The sequence below is a fragment of the Streptomyces sp. NPDC025793 genome, assembly GCF_055558375.1.
Map to the genome: position 1 here is coordinate 17,458 of NZ_JBVHMR010000035.1, position 18,352 is coordinate 35,809.

The 18,352-nt window shown below is 68.6% G+C and carries 20 protein-coding genes and 5 pseudogenes; 16 read left to right on the plus strand and 9 right to left on the minus strand.

Annotation, left to right across the window (positions count from 1 at the left end):
- Positions 1-18: 18 nt before the first annotated feature.
- Entirely contained in the window at positions 19-309 is a 291-nt protein-coding gene (locus ACZ4MF_RS38345; protein WP_467497541.1) for a hypothetical protein, read from the plus strand.
- Between the two features lie 48 nt (positions 310-357).
- Here the strand turns inward: ACZ4MF_RS38345 and ACZ4MF_RS38350 are convergent, their stop codons facing one another.
- Genes ACZ4MF_RS38350 through ACZ4MF_RS38365 form a run of 4 tightly spaced genes read right to left on the minus strand, consistent with a single transcriptional unit; the run spans position 358 to position 2,420 of the window.
- Positions 358-1,389 (minus strand): iron-containing redox enzyme family protein, encoded by a 1,032-nt coding sequence (locus ACZ4MF_RS38350; RefSeq protein WP_467497542.1) that lies wholly within the window; start codon positions 1,387-1,389, stop codon positions 358-360.
- On the minus strand, positions 1,386-1,598 hold the full coding sequence (locus ACZ4MF_RS38355; RefSeq protein ID WP_467497544.1) for a CDGSH iron-sulfur domain-containing protein: 213 nt from the start codon (positions 1,596-1,598) through the stop codon (positions 1,386-1,388). The genes ACZ4MF_RS38350 and ACZ4MF_RS38355 overlap by 4 nt, the downstream gene beginning before the upstream one ends.
- Positions 1,582-2,259 carry a HemK2/MTQ2 family protein methyltransferase gene (locus ACZ4MF_RS38360; protein ID WP_467497546.1) on the minus strand — a complete coding sequence of 226 codons (678 nt, stop codon included), beginning with the start codon at positions 2,257-2,259 and terminating at the stop codon, positions 1,582-1,584. The genes ACZ4MF_RS38355 and ACZ4MF_RS38360 overlap by 17 nt, the downstream gene beginning before the upstream one ends.
- Complete coding sequence (locus ACZ4MF_RS38365) at positions 2,256-2,420, minus strand: hypothetical protein (RefSeq protein WP_467497548.1); 165 nt, start codon at positions 2,418-2,420, stop codon at positions 2,256-2,258. The genes ACZ4MF_RS38360 and ACZ4MF_RS38365 overlap by 4 nt, the downstream gene beginning before the upstream one ends.
- 181 nt (positions 2,421-2,601) lie before the next feature.
- Between ACZ4MF_RS38365 and ACZ4MF_RS38370 the strand changes: the two are divergent.
- Positions 2,602-3,065 (plus strand): annotated as a pseudogene (locus tag ACZ4MF_RS38370) (MDR/zinc-dependent alcohol dehydrogenase-like family protein); the annotation flags it as partial.
- 157 nt (positions 3,066-3,222) lie between these two features.
- A complete protein-coding gene (locus tag ACZ4MF_RS38375; protein WP_467497550.1) occupies positions 3,223-3,549 on the plus strand; it encodes a plasmid stabilization protein in 327 nt (108 codons plus the stop codon).
- Positions 3,550-3,733: 184 nt separating this feature from the next.
- On the opposite strand, the gene ACZ4MF_RS38380 is transcribed toward ACZ4MF_RS38375, so the two are convergent.
- The 3 genes and pseudogenes from ACZ4MF_RS38380 to ACZ4MF_RS38390 all read right to left on the minus strand — a co-directional run.
- Positions 3,734-4,021 (minus strand): ANTAR domain-containing protein, encoded by a 288-nt coding sequence (locus ACZ4MF_RS38380; RefSeq protein WP_467497551.1) that lies wholly within the window; start codon positions 4,019-4,021, stop codon positions 3,734-3,736.
- Positions 4,022-4,300: 279 nt separating this feature from the next.
- A complete protein-coding gene (locus tag ACZ4MF_RS38385; RefSeq protein WP_467497553.1) occupies positions 4,301-4,867 on the minus strand; it encodes a cysteine hydrolase family protein in 567 nt (188 codons plus the stop codon).
- Between the two features lie 25 nt (positions 4,868-4,892).
- Positions 4,893-5,599: pseudogene (locus ACZ4MF_RS38390) on the minus strand (LLM class flavin-dependent oxidoreductase); the annotation flags it as partial.
- Positions 5,600-5,767: 168 nt separating this feature from the next.
- On the opposite strand from ACZ4MF_RS38390, the gene ACZ4MF_RS38395 reads away from it, so the two are divergent.
- From ACZ4MF_RS38395 to ACZ4MF_RS38435, 9 genes and pseudogenes are all read left to right on the plus strand, one after another.
- On the plus strand, positions 5,768-6,421 hold the full coding sequence (locus ACZ4MF_RS38395) for a diguanylate cyclase (protein ID WP_467497555.1): 654 nt from the start codon (positions 5,768-5,770) through the stop codon (positions 6,419-6,421).
- Positions 6,418-7,073, plus strand: a pseudogene (locus ACZ4MF_RS38400) (hypothetical protein). The gene ACZ4MF_RS38395 and the pseudogene ACZ4MF_RS38400 overlap by 4 nt, the downstream one beginning before the upstream one ends.
- Positions 7,070-7,312 (plus strand): hypothetical protein, encoded by a 243-nt coding sequence (locus ACZ4MF_RS38405; RefSeq protein ID WP_467497557.1) that lies wholly within the window; start codon positions 7,070-7,072, stop codon positions 7,310-7,312. Before ACZ4MF_RS38400 ends, ACZ4MF_RS38405 begins: the two are co-directional and overlap by 4 nt.
- Positions 7,309-8,100, plus strand: coding sequence for a metallophosphoesterase family protein (locus ACZ4MF_RS38410; protein WP_467497558.1), 792 nt, complete (start codon positions 7,309-7,311; stop codon positions 8,098-8,100). Before ACZ4MF_RS38405 ends, ACZ4MF_RS38410 begins: the two co-directional genes overlap by 4 nt.
- 592 nt (positions 8,101-8,692) lie before the next feature.
- A complete protein-coding gene (locus tag ACZ4MF_RS38415) occupies positions 8,693-9,541 on the plus strand; it encodes a SigB/SigF/SigG family RNA polymerase sigma factor (RefSeq protein WP_467497560.1) in 849 nt (282 codons plus the stop codon).
- A gap of 191 nt (positions 9,542-9,732) precedes the next feature.
- Positions 9,733-9,888: a DUF6131 family protein gene (locus tag ACZ4MF_RS38420; RefSeq protein ID WP_467497562.1), complete on the plus strand. Its 156-nt coding sequence runs from the start codon at positions 9,733-9,735 to the stop codon at positions 9,886-9,888.
- A 129-nt stretch (positions 9,889-10,017) separates the two neighbouring features.
- Positions 10,018-10,964: pseudogene (locus tag ACZ4MF_RS38425) on the plus strand (TIGR03557 family F420-dependent LLM class oxidoreductase).
- Positions 10,965-11,209: 245 nt separating this feature from the next.
- On the plus strand, positions 11,210-11,758 hold the full coding sequence (locus ACZ4MF_RS38430) for a type 1 glutamine amidotransferase domain-containing protein (RefSeq protein ID WP_467497564.1): 549 nt from the start codon (positions 11,210-11,212) through the stop codon (positions 11,756-11,758).
- A 296-nt stretch (positions 11,759-12,054) separates the two neighbouring features.
- Entirely contained in the window at positions 12,055-12,303 is a 249-nt protein-coding gene (locus ACZ4MF_RS38435; protein WP_467497566.1) for a hypothetical protein, read from the plus strand.
- 257 nt (positions 12,304-12,560) lie between these two features.
- On the opposite strand, the gene ACZ4MF_RS38440 is transcribed toward ACZ4MF_RS38435, so the two are convergent.
- On the minus strand, positions 12,561-13,013 hold the full coding sequence (locus ACZ4MF_RS38440; RefSeq protein ID WP_467497568.1) for a hypothetical protein: 453 nt from the start codon (positions 13,011-13,013) through the stop codon (positions 12,561-12,563).
- Positions 13,014-13,682: 669 nt separating this feature from the next.
- Between ACZ4MF_RS38440 and ACZ4MF_RS38445 the strand changes: the two genes are divergently transcribed.
- Complete coding sequence (locus ACZ4MF_RS38445) at positions 13,683-13,991, plus strand: DUF3759 domain-containing protein (RefSeq protein WP_467497570.1); 309 nt, start codon at positions 13,683-13,685, stop codon at positions 13,989-13,991.
- A gap of 1,201 nt (positions 13,992-15,192) precedes the next feature.
- Here ACZ4MF_RS38445 and ACZ4MF_RS38450 read toward each other — a convergent pair.
- Positions 15,193-15,861, minus strand: a pseudogene (locus ACZ4MF_RS38450) (cation transporting ATPase C-terminal domain-containing protein); the annotation flags it as partial.
- A gap of 373 nt (positions 15,862-16,234) precedes the next feature.
- Between ACZ4MF_RS38450 and ACZ4MF_RS38455 the strand changes: the two are divergent.
- The 3 genes from ACZ4MF_RS38455 to ACZ4MF_RS38465 all read left to right on the plus strand — a co-directional run bounded on the left by ACZ4MF_RS38455 (position 16,235) and on the right by ACZ4MF_RS38465 (position 17,845).
- A complete protein-coding gene (locus tag ACZ4MF_RS38455; protein ID WP_467497571.1) occupies positions 16,235-16,441 on the plus strand; it encodes a transposase in 207 nt (68 codons plus the stop codon).
- A 36-nt stretch (positions 16,442-16,477) separates the two neighbouring features.
- Positions 16,478-17,188 carry a recombinase family protein gene (locus tag ACZ4MF_RS38460; RefSeq protein ID WP_467497573.1) on the plus strand — a complete coding sequence of 237 codons (711 nt, stop codon included), beginning with the start codon at positions 16,478-16,480 and terminating at the stop codon, positions 17,186-17,188.
- 87 nt (positions 17,189-17,275) lie between these two features.
- Complete coding sequence (locus ACZ4MF_RS38465) at positions 17,276-17,845, plus strand: hypothetical protein (RefSeq protein ID WP_467497575.1); 570 nt, start codon at positions 17,276-17,278, stop codon at positions 17,843-17,845.
- Positions 17,846-18,352: the final 507 nt, after the last annotated feature.

The following is an 18,352-nucleotide window of genomic DNA, read 5'->3' on the forward strand; positions in this document are numbered from 1 at the left end:
GGAGATCCGGGCACGGCCATGAACCGCGAACAGCAGTTCGCGCGCCCGACCGGCTGTCTGACCTCCATCGTCGGCGACTTCGATCCGGTCGTGTTCCTCGACCGGATCGCATCGAACTGTTCGCAGATCGAGGGACTGGCCGCAGCCGGTGTCATGGCAGCCTCGTGCCAGGCGAGGCGCATGATGCTGGCGTTGACACGATCGATGCCGTGCCCCGGTGCTACGACGGAGTTGGGAAAGATCTTCGCCTGTGCGGCTGCTGCCGTCACCGTGGACAGGACGAAGTCGCCCGAGGTCTCCTGGGGGTGAGGAGGATCCCAGAAGCTCGGACCGTGTTCGAGTCGGCGTCGACCACGCTCAGTGTGATGCGCCCGCCGTACCTTCCGTCGTCGGGGTGATACAGCCGGTACGCAGTGCCGTGCGCCCGCTCCTCCAGGAGCCCAGCAACCGGGCGGCCAGTCGGTCCTCCAGATGGCCGGTCGCCCGGATTCCGAAGACCACGTCGGCGTCCAGGTTCGGCTCGGCCGCCAGCAGGCCGGCGACGACCTCGTGTCGTACAACCTGTTCGTGCACCGCGTCCGCCTCGACGTGCTCGGTGTAGAACCGGATCGCCGCCTGGCCGGCGCCCGTCCGGCGCAGCCCCTCGGCCAGACGTCGGGAAGCCGGGGACGAGGTGACCTCGACGGCCGCAAAGTTCCCGACGAGGGCCCCGCGCAGGGACCGGTGCAGGCCGAACAGAGACATCAGGTTGACGGTCGCCAGCGCCTCGGCCGGTGCGGCGTCGACGTAGTGCCCGTACGAGGCATCCAGGCGCAGGTCCTCCATCAGGTCGGCGAACAACTGCGCGTGGATCTGCTCCGCCCGGCCTGCGCCGAACTCGTCGAACTCCACGGCGACCATGGCGGCCTTGGCCCGCCCGCGCAGTCTGGGAATCACCCACGCGTGCGGATCCGCCTCCTTGAGGTGGTACAGCGAACGCAGCGCCGCGTACTCACGGAAATGTTCGAGGGTGCCGTGGTTACGCAGGAAATGCGAGAGGCTCCTGCTGTCATCGCCGACTGGTTCGAGCTGGAGCTCGTCCAGCGCCCGCTCCGCGGTATCGGACGCCCCTACCGGCGCGTCCACGCGCAGCGCGCCCAGAAAGCGGTCCTCCAGTGCGGTTCGCAGGACGAGGAGCGGGGGGTCCCACTCGCGGTCGTCCAGTACGCCGTCGAAGCCGAGGTAGTGGAGTTCGTACAGAACGTACAGGGCGAGATGAAGATCCTCGCCGTAGGCGTCCGCAGGGATCGGTGGCAGGCCCCGTCGTGCTCCGCGCAACGCGTCCGTGACCGCTCCCGACAGCGGGCCGCGCGGTTCGGGTAGCGAAGCCAGCGGACGTACGGTCGTCATGACGTCTTGCCCCGATTCCCGCGACGGCGGTGGCTGGTGTCGCACCAGGGCGGAGTCCGGGTACGTCGGCAGGTGCAGATGGCCACGGTGAAGCGCTGCGACACCGTCACCTTGCCGTCCGCGCCGAGGACTTCCACGGGGCCCTCCACCAGGATCGGGCCGTCGTGCTGGACGCGGATGCGACGCGGGCGCTCAGGCGTGTTCGGCACGGATCACCACCAGTTCCTCGGTCGTGCGATCGGTCACCAGGCCGCGCTCACGCAGCCAGGCGAGCCGGGAGTTCAATACGTGGCCGAAGGGCAGCCGGGTCCGGTCGACGACCTCCGCGCGCAGTCCGGCCGCCCATAGCCGGGCCAGCGTCTTCTCGATACCGCTCAGGTGCGAGTGCACCATCAGCAGCGTCCCCGCCGGGCGCAGCATCGACGGGGCCGCCGCACAGATGCGGTCGATCAGCAGGCGGCCGTCCGGGCCGGCGTCCCAGGCCCGGGCACTGCCCCGGGGCATGCCGCCGACGAGTGGTGCGGGGACGTACGGGGGGTTGGTGACCACCAGGTCGAAGCGGCGGCCCGGGACCGCGGACGCCAGGTCGCCGTGGCGTATGTGCACCAACTGCCCGTTCACCAGGGCGTTGCACCAGGCGGCGGCGAGCGCGCGCCAGGAGATGTCTACCGCGGTGACGTGGGCACCCAGCCGGGCCGCTTCCACCGCGAGCGCGCCGCTGCCGGTGCCGAGATCCAGGACCTGTGTCCGGGAGGTGATCCATTCCTGGCGCATCGCCCGGCCGAGCAGCCCGGTGTCGGTCTGCGGATGGTAGACCCCCGGCGGGATCCAGCAGCGGAACCGGGGAGCAGTGATGAACTCTGCCGTCATCGTGGATCCTCTGTCAGCCGGATGCCGTCAGCGTCGGTGACCTCGTCCGGGGCGATGGCCAGGTCCATGGCGCGTGCGAACAGCTTCACGTCGAGCTTGGACAGTGAGGTAAGGGCTTCCTTAGTGGAGGGCTCGGGGCATTTCTTGAGTGTGCAATTCATGCAGAAGACTTTCACGAGTCTGCGCCGCAGCAGAGTCGAGGACCCGGTGCGTGCTGGACGCAGCCGACCTTGTCGCCCGAGTACCCCGCGGCCACCGCCGTAACGAAGTACCGAAGCATGTAGGACTGTCAGGGCGACTGGATCTCGCGTTTGTCCAGCGGCCGCACGCCGGGGCCCGGGCCGCAAGGCAGAGGAGATCGGCGCCATCGCACCGTCGGCGAGGATCCGGCCGAGGTCCTGAAGGAGTCCACCCGAGGTCTCGGTGCCGACATCGGCCCATGACCAAGCGGACAGGAGGTCGCCGCCCTCACAGTGAACGGGCTGATCGACTCCGTGCTTCACCGGATCACTGGGCATCGTGGGTATGTTCCTGCCGGAGGACCGGGGCGGCGCCGGAGTCCGGGACCAGCTGGCGGCCCAGGGCAAGGTTACGTTCGACTACGGCCTGATGTGGTTCAAGGGCCAGCGCAGGAGGGGACCGTCCAGGCCCCGGTGAAGAGGTACAACCGCGCCCTGCGCGACCTGATCGCCTCCGGCAAGGCCGAGCCCGGTTTCGTCGTATCGCTTGAGCTGAGCCTCGATGAGGCGCCGTCGGCCTGCGAGCACTTCGACAAGGGGGACGAGGGCTGGACCAAGGTCGTCCTCGAATGGGTTGACCGGCTCCTTTGGGGAACTCGTCATCCTGATCGAACCACGGCGCCCGCGGATGTCGAACCTCCGGCAGCCCGGGCAGCGGCACGGTCGCAAGGGCGGACCAGTGGCCCGATCACCCTCAGAATGTGCGAGAGCGAGGAGGAGCACCATGCCTGCCGGATCGAGTTCCAAGCGGGAACGACAGTACGAACACATCAAGAAGAGCGCCCAGGACCGGGGCGAGTCCGCCGGGCGGGCCAAGGAGATCGCGGCACGGACGGTCAACAAAGAGCGCGCCAGGTCGGGTGAGTCGAAGACCGCGAGCAAAACCTCGACCCGCGATTCGAAATCCGCATCGCAGCGTGGTGGGCAGCGCTCGCACAGCGGCGCGCAGGGGCCCACCAAGGACCAGCTGTACGAGGAGGCGAAGAAGCGCAACATCGACGGTCGCTCGTCGATGACCAAGAAGCAGCTGCAGAACGCTCTCGGCCGCTGATGGTGAGCCCCCACCGTGCGCACCAGGCGGCCCTCTTCCTGCTCAATACGTCAGACACCCGGGATCGGCTGCTTGACTTGCTGAGGTCCGTCTGACTGCGTCGGAGGCGCCGAGCAGATAGCGTGCTGCCCCAACAATCATGTGGCTGTGAGTGCTGTCTCCAGCGCGCTCTGCAGGTCATCGGTCAGCGGCTCACAGGCCGCCCAGGCAATGAGGTTTTCGGCGACGGTGCGGAGTGGGATCCCGGTGTGCTGGGCGACCGCGTGAGAACGTCGATGCCCTGGTCGGGGCGGAGCTCGCCGACGGTGATGACCACACCGACGGCCTGGTCGATGACAGCATGTGAGACGACGGCCTCTTGCAGATGCTGGATGTCCCACCGCAACTTGCTGATCTTGACCTGCAGATCAGCGGGTGCGGTCAGCGTGGTCGTTCTGGCGGGCCTCTGCGACCCGTTGGACGGGTAACTCATCGTAATCACGTTCCCCAACTTGGCTGACCGCTCTGAATCGGCGTGGTCGGCGGGTGACGCTCACTCTGTCGAGTACCCACCGGACGCGTATGTGTGCACTTTCGGTCGGAAGGGTCGAGGCGTCATCGAGGCATGGACCACTCCAGCAGGAGCGCGTGGACGAACCTCCGGGGAAGGTTGCCGCAGCTGGCGTTGAAGCACGCAGTACTCCTGCGCGAAAACCCCGAGGATCCGCAGGCCGCCCGGGCAGCAGGAACGAGGGGCACTGACCTGGCCGGGTCACCCGGCATCCTGGAAGTCGACCTCCTTCGCGTGGACGATCCGGGCTCCCATGTTCCGCTCCATCATTTCCAGCGCGGCGACCGCCAGGTGGGGATGGATCGAGGCGACGGCGTCCCTCGGCACCGTAACCTCCAGATGACGGATGTGCGCGTCCAGGGCGGAGTACAGGACGCACTGCTCGGTGACCTGACCGGTCAGGACCACCGTGCCGACGCCCAAGTGCCACAGCAGATAGGACATGGGCGTGTCGTAGAAGATCGAGTGCCGGGCCTTCATCACGAAGAGCGATGCGTCGTCCGGGCGTATCGGCTCGACCAGGCCGGCGTGCGGGCGGGACAGTGCGGATTCGACCAGTTCCCCGTGGTGCGAGCGCCAGAGCCCGAAGTTGTCGTTCGCGTAGATCACCGGTACGCCCGCGTCCCGGGCCCGGCTGATCAGCTTCGCCAGGACCGGCACGATCCGCTTGGCCGCGGGCAGCAGCAGCTCGGCGTCCTTGTGCTCGTATGTGTTGATCATGTCGATAACGACGAGAGCGCTGCCGCCGGTCCCTCCCGGCTTGGACACTGCGTTCACCACCTTGTGCGATCAGTTTCACAGCTGCGGGTAGGACCTTGGTGCGGTAGAAGTCGAAGAAACCCTGTTGGTCCTTGCCGATCTGGCTGACGTACACGGTGTCGAACCCGGCGTCGACGAACGCCGACAGCGCCTCGACATGGGCATCCGGATCGTCGCCGCATGGCCCGGACCCGGCCACCTGTTCCTCGGTGACGGGCTGGGACGCCTGCTCGAAGTGGCTCGGGGCGGGCAGGACCTGCGCGAGTTCGCGGGGCAGTTTCTCGGTGGCCCACAGCCGGTGCGGGGTGGGACTGCTTCCCGTCCGTCCGTGTCCCGCAGACCTTGAGGCCGCCGTAGACCGGCTTGGGTGCCGCCGCCACCGCGTCGGAAGCGCTCCACGGAGGACATGTGTTCGTTGAGCGCCTCGCCGGTGCCCACTCCCGGCCGGAATCGCCCGCCCAGCGGTACCGCACCGGTCGCGGCCGCCTGGGCGATGACTGCGGGGTGCGTCCGTACGAGCGGGCAGATCACCGCCGTCGCCACGGGCAGCGAGTCCGCCTGGGGGAGGGCGCCGATCACCGACCACACGAACGTGCTCTGACCTTGGCTCTCGTTCCACGGGTGGTAGTGGTCGGATATCCACAGTGACTCGAAGCCTGCCTGCTCGGCCGTGCGCGCCTGCTCGACGAGTTCCGCCGGGCGATGCTCCTCCCACGCGAGGAAGTGTCCGAAGCCGGTCATCGTGCCTCCTGAACCGGGGGCGATCGAGGTGACCGCAGCCGAGTACCCGATGGCCACGAGGTTGTGCATGGCGTCACCGGCAGGAGGAGGGGTACCGGGGAGGCGTGGCCCGGAGGACCGGAAGGCCCTGCCCCGGTCGAAGGTCTTGTCACCGTCACGGAGGTTTCCATGACCCTGTGCTCTCTGCCCCGTACGGCCTGGCGGAACTGGCGGGGCTGGCGGCGGCCCGACGACCTGCGGATCCCGCTCCGATCGACCGAGGCCGAGGACGCGGGCCGGCGCTTTCTGCTGTACGGCCTTCTCCCGTTGTGGGTGCTGCCGGGCCTCGCGGACTGGTGGATGCACCGGCGCACCCGGATCGAGCACACCAGCGGCACCAGGGAATCCGCGGTCCACGCGCTCATGATGACCGAGGCCGGTGTACCGGTGCTCATGGGCCTGCTCGCCCGGGTCAACCCCCTGGTGCCCACCTCGATGGGTGGCGCCGCCCTTGCCCATGGCGCGACGGCCGTGTACGACGTGTCGCTGGCCGTCGGTGAGCGCGAGGTGCGGCCCATCGAGCAGCACGTCCACAGCTTCCTGGAGGTACTGCCGCTCACCGCTCTGTCGTTCACTGCCTGCCTCCACGCCGACCAGGTCCGCAAGGCCCTTCGGGGCGGCCCGGACCCCCAGGACTGGCGCCTGCCGCCCAAGGAGCATCCGCTGCCGGCCGCGTACCTCGCGGGGCTCGTCTGCGTCATCGTGGCCGGGGTCGTCGTGCCATACGCGGAAGAGCTGCGGCGGTGCCTGCACACCGCGTCGCGCGAAGGGGACCGGCGATGAGAGCCGGACAGGGCGCTGCCCGGCCCCCCGATCTCCGGGTGGCCGCCAAGGATCCGGTCCCGCCCGTACCGGATCAGCTCCCGCCCGACCGCAGGCAGGCCATCCTGGAGGCCGCCAAGCAGGTGGGGGCCATCCTCAAGCGCGCCGGACACAAGGTCGCGCTCGCCGGAAGCGTGGCGGTCTACGCCCACGGCGGTAGCGACACCCTCCAACACGACGCCGACTTCTGCGTGTCGCCCGAGCAAGCCGAGGCGGTGGCCGGGTCACTGCGGTCGGACTGACCGTGCGGGTGCCGCCGGAGGACTGGCTGGTGAAGACCACCTGCGTCGGCCAGGACGCCGACATCATCTTCGAGCTCGCCCACCGGCCGGTGACCGTGGATCTGCTGGCCCGCGCCGAGGAGCTTCCGGTCGACTCGGTGCACATGCCGGTCCTTTCGGCAACCGACCTGCTGGTGAACCTGAGCACCGCGTTCTCGGAGCACCACTGCGACTTCGGTGCCGTACTGCCGGTCGCCCGCTCCCTGCGCGAGAAGGTCGACTGGCAGGAGGTGCGCCGCAGTTGCGGGGACGAGCCGATGCCCGCCGCCTTCCTCTACCTTCTGGAGCGGCTGCACGTCATCGGCCCCGACCAGGAACAGGAGCAGCGATGAACCTCGAATACCGCGTGGCCCACGTCACCGAGCGGCTCGCGGAGGGGCCCTGCAGCGAGCTTGGGGTGCGGGCCGGGATCCGCGGCGAGACGGTCCTGCTGACGGGCACGGTGCCGTCCGCCAGATGCCGCGAGGACATCCGGCGCGTTGCCCACGAGGAACTGGCGGGTGTGCCGGTCCACTGCGACCTCGTCATCGCCGAGAGCCGCCCGCCTGACCACTGCGAGGAGCTGGCATGATCCGGGTCGCAGCCGTCGGTGACATCCACATGGGTCTCGACAGCCAGGGCGTGCTCCGCCCGGCTTTCGAGACCCTGCCCGACTGCGCCGACATCCTCCTGCTGGCCGGCGACCTCACCCGGCACGGCACGCCCGAGGAGGCCCGGGTAGTCGCACGAGAGATCAAGGACCTCGGCGTCCCGGTCGTCGCCGTGCTCGGCAACCACGACCATCACGACGGCCACCCAGACGAGGTCACGGCCATCTTGCGGGAGGGCGGAGCACACGTCCTGGAGGGCGAGGCGACCGTGGTGAGCCACGGCGGTCTACGGATCGGCGTGGCTGGCACCAAGGGGTTCGGCGCCGGGTTCGTGGGCGGGTGCGCCGGCGAGTTCGGCGAGCCCGTCATGAAGGAGTTCGTACGGTATTCACGCCATCCCGCCGACGGTCTGCGCGCGGCTCTGGAGGAGCTCCACGGGTACGAGTGCGACGCGCGGATCGCCCTGACCCACTTCGCCCCCGTGGCCGACACTCTCGCCGGAGAACCAATGGAGATCTACCCGTTTCTCGGCAGCTACCTCCTCGCCGAGGCCATCGACACGGCCGGCGCCGACCTCGCCGTCCACGGACACGCGCACGCTGGCACGGAACACGGCATGACAGGCGGCGGCGTGAAGGTGCGCAACGTCGCCCAGCCCGTCATCGGGCGGGCCTTCCACATCTGCTCCCTGGACTCGCGTCAGCCCGGCGAAGCACCGAGTGCCGGGGATACCCGGTCATCTCCGACCGCACAGACCGGCGAACAGTGAGAAGGGGACCGCACTGGCCCAGCATGTGCGCGACATCATGACGAGCGACCTCGTGGCGTCGAACCGCAGGCGTCGGCGACCCATAAGCCCGGCTGATTCAGGACGAGGAAGCTGGCGCCGTCCTGGTGACGGAGGAAGGACGTCTGCGGCGGCCGGTGAGCGATCGCAACCTGGTAGGGCGGGCTTCAGCCGAAGCGCCGATACCGAGCGGACGACGGTGATGCAGACGGTCAGCGACGGCCTGGTCAGCATCACCCCGGACGACAGCCTGGACCGGACGGTCCATCTGATGCGCGAGCGCGACGGTCGAGCACGTGGGCCGACTTCGCAGTGCACGCGATGACGCTGGGGAAATGGATGCGCTGACCGGTTCACTTTTCATCGACCGGCAGCCCCGGTTTGCTTGCGAGTTCGTAGGGCAGACGGATATTCGTGCTTCGGAACGGAGGCGCATGCCTCAGTGGAGGAAGGCTGAGTGCTGGTACTGTCCCGCAGCCTCGGTGGTTCCCCTGTGGCAGACCCTGACCACACTGTTGGACCGGCCCTGGAACCAACGCGAGGCTGTCCTGAGACTGTTCAGGAGCGAATCCGCATGCTGACTGACACATCAATGTCTTGCCCCGCTACGTCCGAGACCATCATCGCGCCCGCCACGCGGCGCAGCCATCACGACGCACCCGACACCGCCGAACTCTTCGCCCGGTTCGTGGCGCTGGACGACGGCCCGGAGCGGGACGTCGTGCGTGACGAACTCGTCGCCGTTTGGCTGCCCATGGCCCATCGGATCGCCGGCCGGTTCCGCGATCGCGGTGAGCTGCTGGAGGATCTGCGTCAGGTGGCCGCGCTTGGTCTGGTCCGGGCCGTGGACCGGTTCGACCCGTCCCGAGGGGCTTTCGAGAGCTACGCCGTGCCGACCATCACCGGTGAGGTCCGGCGGCACTTCCGGGACCGGATGTGGGCCCTGCGGGTGCCGCGCCGGGTGCAGGAACTACGCAACCGGGTGCGCCTCTCTCGCAGGGAACTTGCCCAGCAGCCCGGTGGTACCGAGCCCACCGCAGCCGCGATAGCCGCTCACACCGGTCTCAGCGAGGAGGAGGTGAACACGGGTCTCGGGGCTATGGAGAGCTTCAGCACCCTGTCGCTGGACGCCGAACTGTCCACCGGCGACGACGGCTGCAGCCTCGCCGACACCCTGGGCGCCCCCGACACTTCCTACGACCTCGTGGTGGACCGTGAGGCCGCCAAGGCCGGTCTGCGCCGGTTGCCCGAGCGGGAGCGGGCCATCCTCTACATGAGGTTCTTCCAGGACGCGACACAGAGCCGAATCGCCGCCCGGTTCGGCATCTCCCAGATGCACGTCTCCCGGCTGATCAGCCGCAGCTGCGCCCGTATCCGCGCCGAGGCCCTGGCCGAGCGGCCCGCCGGCCGTTGCGCGGTATGACACCCCTCCCGCGACGTCGGACGGGGCCGGATCAGAGCCCTCCGGGCTTGATCGGCAGGTGGTCCGGGCGTGCTTGCGCAGGGCGTGGCGGGAATCGTGCGTGCTCCTCGGATTCGGCGTTGGTGAGGGGGTGGGATGGTTGCTCCAGGGAACTCGGGAGCAAGAGAACCGCCGACCGGAGGAGGCGCGACATGATCGCCCTCGGCATCATTCTGCTCATCATCGGTTTCCTCACGGGCATATCGATCCTGTGGACCATTGGCATCATCCTGACCGTGATCGGCGTGGTCCTCTGGCTGCTGGGGTCCATGGGTCACGCAGTCGCCGGCCGACGGCACTATTGGTGAGCGGCCGGCTTCTGAAGGCACACGGGCGGGATCCCTGCGAGAGAGCCGGATCCCGTCCGGAGTGCGGCATCCATGCCGTTTCCCCGGAACCCGCCTGGGGACCCGTCGAGTATGGCGTAAATCGGACATATGGTGATGAGCGAGCGGGCTGGCCCGAGAGACCTGGTGGCGTATGTCGTCCGAGCCGAAGAGGCGGGCTTCGACTCTCTGTCACCTCTGACCACTACTTTCCGGGGTTGGACGAGCAGGGGCACTCCCCGTATGCCTGGAGCGTCCTGGGCGCAGCGGCACAGGCCACCTCGCGCATCCCCCTGATGGCGTATGTGACGTGCCCGACGATGCGCTACCACCCGGTGGTCGTCGCGCAGAAAGCAGCGACGATGCAACTGCTGTCCGGCGGCCGATTCAGGTTGGGGCCGGGCTCTGGCGAGAACCTCAACGAGCATGTCGTGGGCGGGGGTTGACCTGCGGTCGACGTACGTCAGGAGATGCTCGTGGAGGCGATCGAGATCATCCGGGCGCTGTTCGGCGGTGGGTACGTCAACCACCACGGAACGCATTTCGACGTGGAGTCCGCCAAGCTCCGGGACCTGCCCGACGCTCCGCCACCCATCGGTGTGGCGGTCTCCGGACGGCAGTCCTGTGAGTTGGCCGGCCGCCTGGCCGACCTGATGATCGCCGTGGAGCCGGACGCGGATCTCGTCACCGCATTCGAGGAGAACGGCGGAACCGGCAAGCCGCGGGTGGGGCAACTGCCGGTCTGCCACGACCCGGACCGTGCTGCGGCGGTGCGCCGGGCCCGCGAGCAGTTCCGCTGGTTCGGTGGCGGCTGGAAAGTGAACGCCGAGCTCCCCGGGACCGCGGCCTTCGCCGCCGCTTCCGCGTACGTCCGTGCGGAAGATGTCGCGGACTCCATCCCCTGCGGCGACGATCCGGAGGTGCTTGCCGAGGCCGTGCACGCGTATGTCGAGGCGGGTTTCACCGAGATCGCGCTTGTCCAAGTCGGTGGGGCCTCACAACTGCCCTACCTGGATTGGGCAGAGAAGACGCTGCTGCCCGCCGTGCGCGATCTCTGATTCCGGACCAAGTACGTGACGGGCGTCGATCGAGGGTGCCGCCCCGCGTCGTGACGACGCACGGAAGCCCGAAAGTGTCAGAACGTACCGACAGCGGGAACCGAGGCGCTCGGCGTCGCCTCACCGGCGACGAGTTCCACTCACTGATGAAAGAGGCGCGGAACGAGGCGGTCGGCACTTCATCGGGCGCCCCCATTGACGTCGTACACGAGCACGGACGGTAGGGAAAGGAGAGTGGACCGATCATGCGTATCGCGTTTCTGACAGCGCCCGAGGGCGTCGAACAGATGGAGCTGACCGAGCCCTGGCAGGCGTGCCTTGCGGCCGGGCACGATCCGGTGCTGGTGTCGACCGACACCGGCGCGGTCCAGGCCTTCCACCATCTAGACAAGGCGGACACGTTCACTGTGGACGAGGTCGTCGGTGACCTCTCCGCGGATGATTTCGGCGGTCTGGTGCTGCCAGGCGGAGTCGCCAATCCGGACCTCCTGCGGACGAACGACAAGGCCGTCGCGTTCGTGAAGGACTTCTTCGCGCGGGGGCGCCCGGTCGCCGCGATATGTCATGCGCCCTGGACCCTGGTCGAGGCGGACGTGGTGCGGGGCCGGGAGCTGACCTCGTGGCCGAGCCTGCGCACCGACATCCGCAATGCCGGGGGCACCTGGGTGGACCAGCAGGTGAAGATCTGCGGTCACGGGCCCAACAAGCTGGTCACCAGCCGCAAGCCGGACGACCTGAAGGCGTTCTGCGAGGCGTACCTGGACGTGTTCGAACAGGAGGGAGCGCGCCGATGAGCGCAACCCCCGGCCTCAAGGACGAGCAACTCGAGACCTTCCGCGGCGCGGACCCGCTTCGGGGCCGCTCACCCACGGAACGGCCCGTGGAGGTCGACCACACCGCCGACTCGCTGGCCGCGGGCGCACGCGGGCTGACGCTGATGGAGGACGTTCACGCCGACGCCGTGCGTAACGCCCATCCAGCTTGCGTACGTCCGTCAGGTGGTGAGGAGGCGGTTGACAGGCCTAGTCGGCACCGAGACGGGTATCCGGACGGGACCGGAGATACCGGGCGGAAGGGGAGGTGAAGTCTCATGGGGCTCGGCGGATGCATCATTCTCATGGCCGTGGGAGCCGTCCTGACGTTCGCGACCGACTGGCACGTGAAAGCCGTCAACGTCCCTGTTGTCGGAGTGATCCTGATGATCGTGGGCCTGATCGGCGTGACGACGTTCAGCAGCATCGCACGTCGTCGCCGGATCCTCGTCCCGCCGACGCAGGTAGTGGAGGAGAAGCCTGACCACCACCGCCTTGACGGCTACAGCGACGGTTACGGCGCTTGAGGGTTAATGCCCCTCGCTCAGACCTCAGTGGTGGCGTCAACGCCCGCCGAACAGCAGCACCGAATGCGCCGGTAGGCGCTCCGCGCTTCTGCGTGCGTTGCCCTTCTACGCCGCCTCCAACCGGCTCCGCTCCTGGGCCGCCGCAGAACAGCTCACTTCGGCTGACGCCACAGCGGGGCTGGACAGGATCAGACCCTGCCCAGCCCCGCTGGGTCCGAACGCGCTGCGATCGGCTGCAGAACCGCATCAGTTCACCGTCAGCTGACCTGCACGGTGACCGGCGAGGAGTGGAACGTGCCGGACTTGGTCGCCACCCGCACCCGCTCGGTGCCCTTGTTGGTGAACGTCCGCTTGATCGTGTAGGTGCCGTTCTTGTTGACGACCGCCGTGGTCTTCAGCGTGGTCCACTTGCCGTTGTGCATGTGCTGGAGCACCAGCGTGGAACCGGCCTTGATGCCCCTGACCCGGCCCGTGAACACCACGGTGTTGCCCACCTTGACGGCCTTGCGGTTGGCCGAGACGGTGATCGAGCCCATCGCTGTCGGCGTCCGCGACGGCTTCATGCTCGGCATGCCGGTACGGGTCACGGAGGGCTTGGGGGTCGGCGTCCCGGTCGCGGCGACGGCTCCGGCCGTACCGGTCGTCAGCAGGGCGGCGGACATGGCACCGGCGGCGAGCGCACGGGCGTGGCGCCTTCGGGTGATGCTCATTGTGGGTCTCCTGGCTTCGTCGGAGTTTCTCCCCGGGAGCGAGTCGGCCATTCGGGCGGCTCGCGAATCCAGGCTGGCCCGAGCACGGCGGAGCGGCATGTCGTAGGGGAGCCGTTGAAACGTCTGTCGCTTGCGATGAAGCCGCAGGTCGCGCCGCACGAACTTCCGCCACCCGTGGCTGTCTCGCTTTTAACACTTGTCACTGAATTGGCGTAAAGCCGCTACGGAGAGCGATCGCTGCGGGGCCGCCGGGCGGTCGACTTTGTGATCCTGTAGCCCCAGATCGACGTCTCGGCGTTTGTACCCTCTGCACCGTACAGATGGGCGGCTTAGGGATTTTCGAGCCGCTCGGTTGTGCATGTGACGACGCAGCTCAGTCAGCTCAGCGAGGCCCGCGACGGCTGCACGGTCGTTCGCATTGCCCATGCCCGGATCGACGTCGAACCGTGCCGGGCGGCTCCTGCCGCGGGGGAACCCGGCATCCCTTCGGCGGCAGATCGGTCAGGGGAATTACCTGTGTGCACCGTACCTGTCCCACGGTGCGTGCCGACCCCGGAGGTCACCCGTTCGGAGGTCTTTGCCGGGCGCGGACCGGTCGGTGCGGGTTTGTCTGGGGTGGTGTCCGGCCGGCGGGCAAGAGATCGGCCGGGCCCTATACGAGGAGAAACCGTGCCCCAGCACAGCATCAGGCAGTACAAGGACGCCCACACCGTCATCTACGGCGGCACCGTCCTGGACCGCAACGTCACCGAGGAGCAGGCCGGCCACGCGGCAGCCTGGGAAGCCACCCGGAAGCTGAAGGAGTCCGGGCAGCCGATCGACAGCCAGAACCTGACCAACACCCTGGAGGCGCTGGCGCGCCAGCAGGCCGACCGGCTCATGATCGACCTCGGCCTGGACTACCTGGACGACAAGCAGGTCAAGCGTCACGCGGCGGCCGCAGCGGCGCGAATCGCCCCTGAGTTCGCTACCGCCTGACTCGGTGGCGGGTGCCTCCTGCGGGAGGCACCCGCTGTTGACTCTGGCGTGTCCTGCCGGTCGCGGTGGCGTTGAAGGCTGCGACACGGCGCACGCGTGTCAGCGGCCCCTGACCGTGTACCGGCCTCGGGATCAGGGGCCGCGAGGAGGCGGGGGCTCTGGGCCTGTTGAAGGGCGTCGACGATCTCGCGGCGGGGACGATTGTTCGGCCTGCCGCCTGTGGCGGCCTCGCAGGCGACCGTGGCAGCAGCGGTTCGTTCAAGGCCCACTCGGCGTTTCCGGTATCCGGGGGGATAGCGGAGACGGCTGATGCGGGTGTCCTGGGACATGGCCGAAGCGGCCCGCCGACGGGGGGACAGCGGGCCGCTCGTGTGGCTGATTATGCACTGGCGAAGAGGCCGAGGGTGGATTCCGTCGAGTTCGGAGAGCTCTGTCACCGTGTCAGCCCCGCCCAGACCGGACCTGGCTGCGTGTCGGACACGGCAGGCCGACCGTGACCGGCGTGGCCGTCAACTGCTCTGGCAGGGATCACTCGTCTCTTCTGCGGTCGTGACTGCGTAGCGTCAATCGGCCTCGCCCAGGAACAGAAACCGGGCGCCGGGGTATTGCGTCGCGCGCTGGGATGCACGCCGGTTGCTGCCGTGTGCGCGCTGGTGGACGCTGTGTGCTCCTCTCGATCCGGCCCGACAAGGGGTTGCCTATGCCGCTTGGTGTCGTGAAGTGGTTCGATCCGGTTCGTGGGGAGGGCGCCGTCATCTTAGATGACGGGGTAGGTGAAGCGGCCGCTCACCGCTCGGGAGTCCACGGCGTCGCCGCCTCCTCCGCCGCGACCACGGCGGCCTGAACCCGCTCCAGTTCGGCGCGCAGCTCCTCCGCCCGGGCCCAGCGCCACCCGCTCTCGCCCCTCCAATACCCCGAGCACCGACGGCATCTGCCACCTTCCGAGCGCACCCACACCGACACGACGCCGAGCGACGGGCACGCACTTCACCTGGGAAAACGTGACCCTACCTTCGGTTTGGGAATCGCCTCTAAAACTGCGGGGAGCGATGAGGTCCAGGGAAAAGGCGTCGCGTGTGGGGCATCGCCACCGTGACCGATCTGTCCTCCCGCCGCCAAGTGGGCCATGCGACGGGCGAATGAGACGATGCCGATCTGCCGTTGCACGTGTGCCAGGGGACGTGCACGGCCTGTTTCACGGTCATCCTTCGTGCTGGGCCAGTTGCTGTACGAGCTCTTCCAGCCTGGGCATCAGCCGTGGTCCCAGTGCGGCGACCGTCATGGCGACGGCGACCCCGGCCCAGGCCACGGGGCCGAGGGGTGTGCAGCCGAAGAACTGGCTGACCAGCGGCGTCTCGACGAGTGCGACTAGGACGGCGGCGGAGCCGAGGACGGTCGCCAGCACCAGGGGGCTGTGGCTCCGTCCAGTGAGCGTCTGGGTGAGCTGAGCACCGACCGCGCCGCACAGTGCCATCGTGCTGGTCCGGCGGGCCGAGCCCGGTGTGAGCGTGCCGATCAGCCAGGCGGTGGTCGCGCCGAGCGTGGTGACGATGCCGCGGTGCCTGATCTGGCGGGCCAGCGGATCGTCCAGGGCGGCGAGACCCGCGGGGGTGGTTCCGGCCAGGGTGGTCTCCCCGTCCGTCTTCTCCTCGTTGGTGTCGTCGCCGGGTGTGACGGACACGGCCATTGCGGGGAAGATGTCGGTGAGCAGGTTGACCAGCAGGATCTGCCGGGTGGACAGGGGTGAGGAGCCGGACAGCAGCGTGCCGAGGACGGAGAAGCCGATCTCGCCGGCGTTGCCGCCGATGAGGACGCTGATCGCGTTGGCCACGCTGCGCCACAGGGCCCGGCCCTCGGCGACGGCGTCGACACGAATCCGCCCATGTCCTGGCCATGGACCAGAGGTCACGGCTCTGCGGCAGCAGGGAACGGGTGCGGGACTTCGTGCGGACGGCACCGGTCGCGCTATCGGATCTGGCGGAGGTGCTGGCCGCGCCGTCTTCGCTGGTGCCGGGCGCGGACGCTGCGGGTGGGGGTGCCGACGGGGTTGCTGTGGCGTTGATGAAGGCGGAGGCCGAGCTGGATGTGACGGTGATGTCGCCGGTCCGCACCCGGTGCACCACCACCGCCGACAGCGCCCGGACCGTGGGCTTTCCCCACGAGAACACCGCGACCTGCAACTCTGCGTCCCCGCCGAGCAGCAGAAACCTGATTGAAAGTCCCGCTACGCGGTCCGCTCCGGAGTGGAGGGCGCCATCAACGAGTTCGCCCACGGACACGGCATGCGCCAGTGCCGCTACCGAGGACAGCCGAAAACCCATCTGCAACACGTGTTCACGGCCATCGCCGTGAACATCGAACGCCTCAGCAGCCTGCCACCGCCTGAGGAAACCCCGTCACCACGGCCACGGTCAGAATTACACCTACGGGTGATTGGGCAGGAGGCATAGCGCGACCGTAAGGGATGGGGGAGGGCCATCGCGACGGTGATTGGGGCGCGGACGGCGCGGGAGTTCCTGCGGGTGTCCAAGGGCAAGAGGAAGACCGCTCGCAGCATCACCGACCAGCACCGGGACAACCTGGCGGCCGAGGCCGACCACGGCCCGTGGGCGTGGGGCGAGCCGTACAAGGACACCGGCAGTGCCAGCAAGTACGCGACCAAGACCAGCGACAACTTCGGGAAGCTGCTGGCCGACCTGACGTCCGGCGCGTTCGGCGACCCGGGCGACGTCCTCGCGCTGTGGGAGGTCAGCCGACTTGCCCGCGAGACCGGTCAGGGCGTGGCCCTGATCGACGCGGCGGAGGCGGGCGGCTACCTCATCCACGTGACCAGCCTGGACCGCACCTTCCCACGCAACTACGGCGACCGGCACAGCCTGATCAGCGGCATCAACGACGCGGAGAAGGCGGCCCGGCTGCTCAGCGTCCGTACGCTCAGGGGTGTGAACTCCGCAGTGGGGGGCTGCCGGGAAGCCCGCCACGTTGGCCTCGGCCCGGGACCGTCTGCCCTGCGGCACGGGAGGTGGAGCCATGAGGCTGCCCTTCCTCGAACCCCTGTACGTCACAGCTGGCCCCGTCGCCAGCGTCTATCTGGACACCTCGCGCGACATCGATGGTCCCGAGCACGCCATCGCGTTGCGCTGGAGGCACGCACGGGACGCTCTCGCCGCACAGGGGGGCCGACGCCGCAACCTTGAAGGTGCTGGCTGATGTGGTAGGCGCGGATGGTGATGTGGCCGGACAGCACGGTCAGGCGCTGTTCGCGGCAGCGGGGGGAACTGCTCTTGGCGCAGGTGTTGCCGCGGCCGCCCGTTCGTGACACCGCCCGCTACGGCCCGATCCCCGACGCCATGCCGCTGGCCGAGCAGCGCGCCCCGGACATCGCGGACCTGGCGGTGGTCATCTGCCGGGAGCGGCTTGCCGAGGCGTTCGGTGAGGAGGACGTGCCCGACGAGGGGCAGCAGGACGACTCGATCGCCGCGTACGTCCAGCCGGGCCGGTGGCCCACGAGCGCCGTCGCCCCGGAGCCACTGGCCTCCTATGGCTACCTGGCAGATACATGGCAGCACGTCGCGGGACAGGTGACTGACGCCGTTGAGCAGCTCGCCCGCGACTGCGGCCCCGAGGTCATCGCGGTGTGGGCGCAGCGGGGCGACTACCGGCCCCGCGGTGTCTTCGTCAACCGGCTCGCACCGGACGCAGCACTCGCAGCCGGCCGCCAAGCAGAGACCGCCATGCAGGCACTCCGCAACGTCAACCAGCGGCTGATGGTCGCGAACAGCCGGCTTATCGCCGCAGATGCTCCGGAACCAACCCGGACAGCCCCAGCCGCCCCCAAGCCGCCCGGCCCTTGAGAAGCTTGCCGCCGACCGACCTCTGACCGACACCCTCGGCCGCCTCGAACCCGACGGACGGAGTCGGTACGAATCCGACCGCATGACCAGGTGAGGCCCCTCCAACGCTCCGGAGAGGCCCCATTGATATCAAGAACCACCGGTACACGCCCAGGTCACGGCCTCGAACTCCTGAAACCGAAGAACTCGGGCGGGCGGTCAGGACCGATCTTCACCTGCGACGGTCTCGCTGATGACCATCTCCACCGCGAGACCAACGGCGGACTGCAGGTCGTCGAGAGCTGGAACTCCGCCAACGACAAGATCTTCCACGACCGCGAGAGCTTCCCCACCGGCGCCGACAGCGAGCACTGGGTGGCCGTGGTCGCCGCCCGGGTCCATCAGTACGGGCTTGCCCAGCCGCTTTTCCGAGGCCGACTTGCGGGCGATCAGGGCTGCCGCTTGCGGCCGTACGGGGATCTTAGCCCTGGCCGTTGACAGTGTTTTCTGTCACCGTGGGGACGAGGG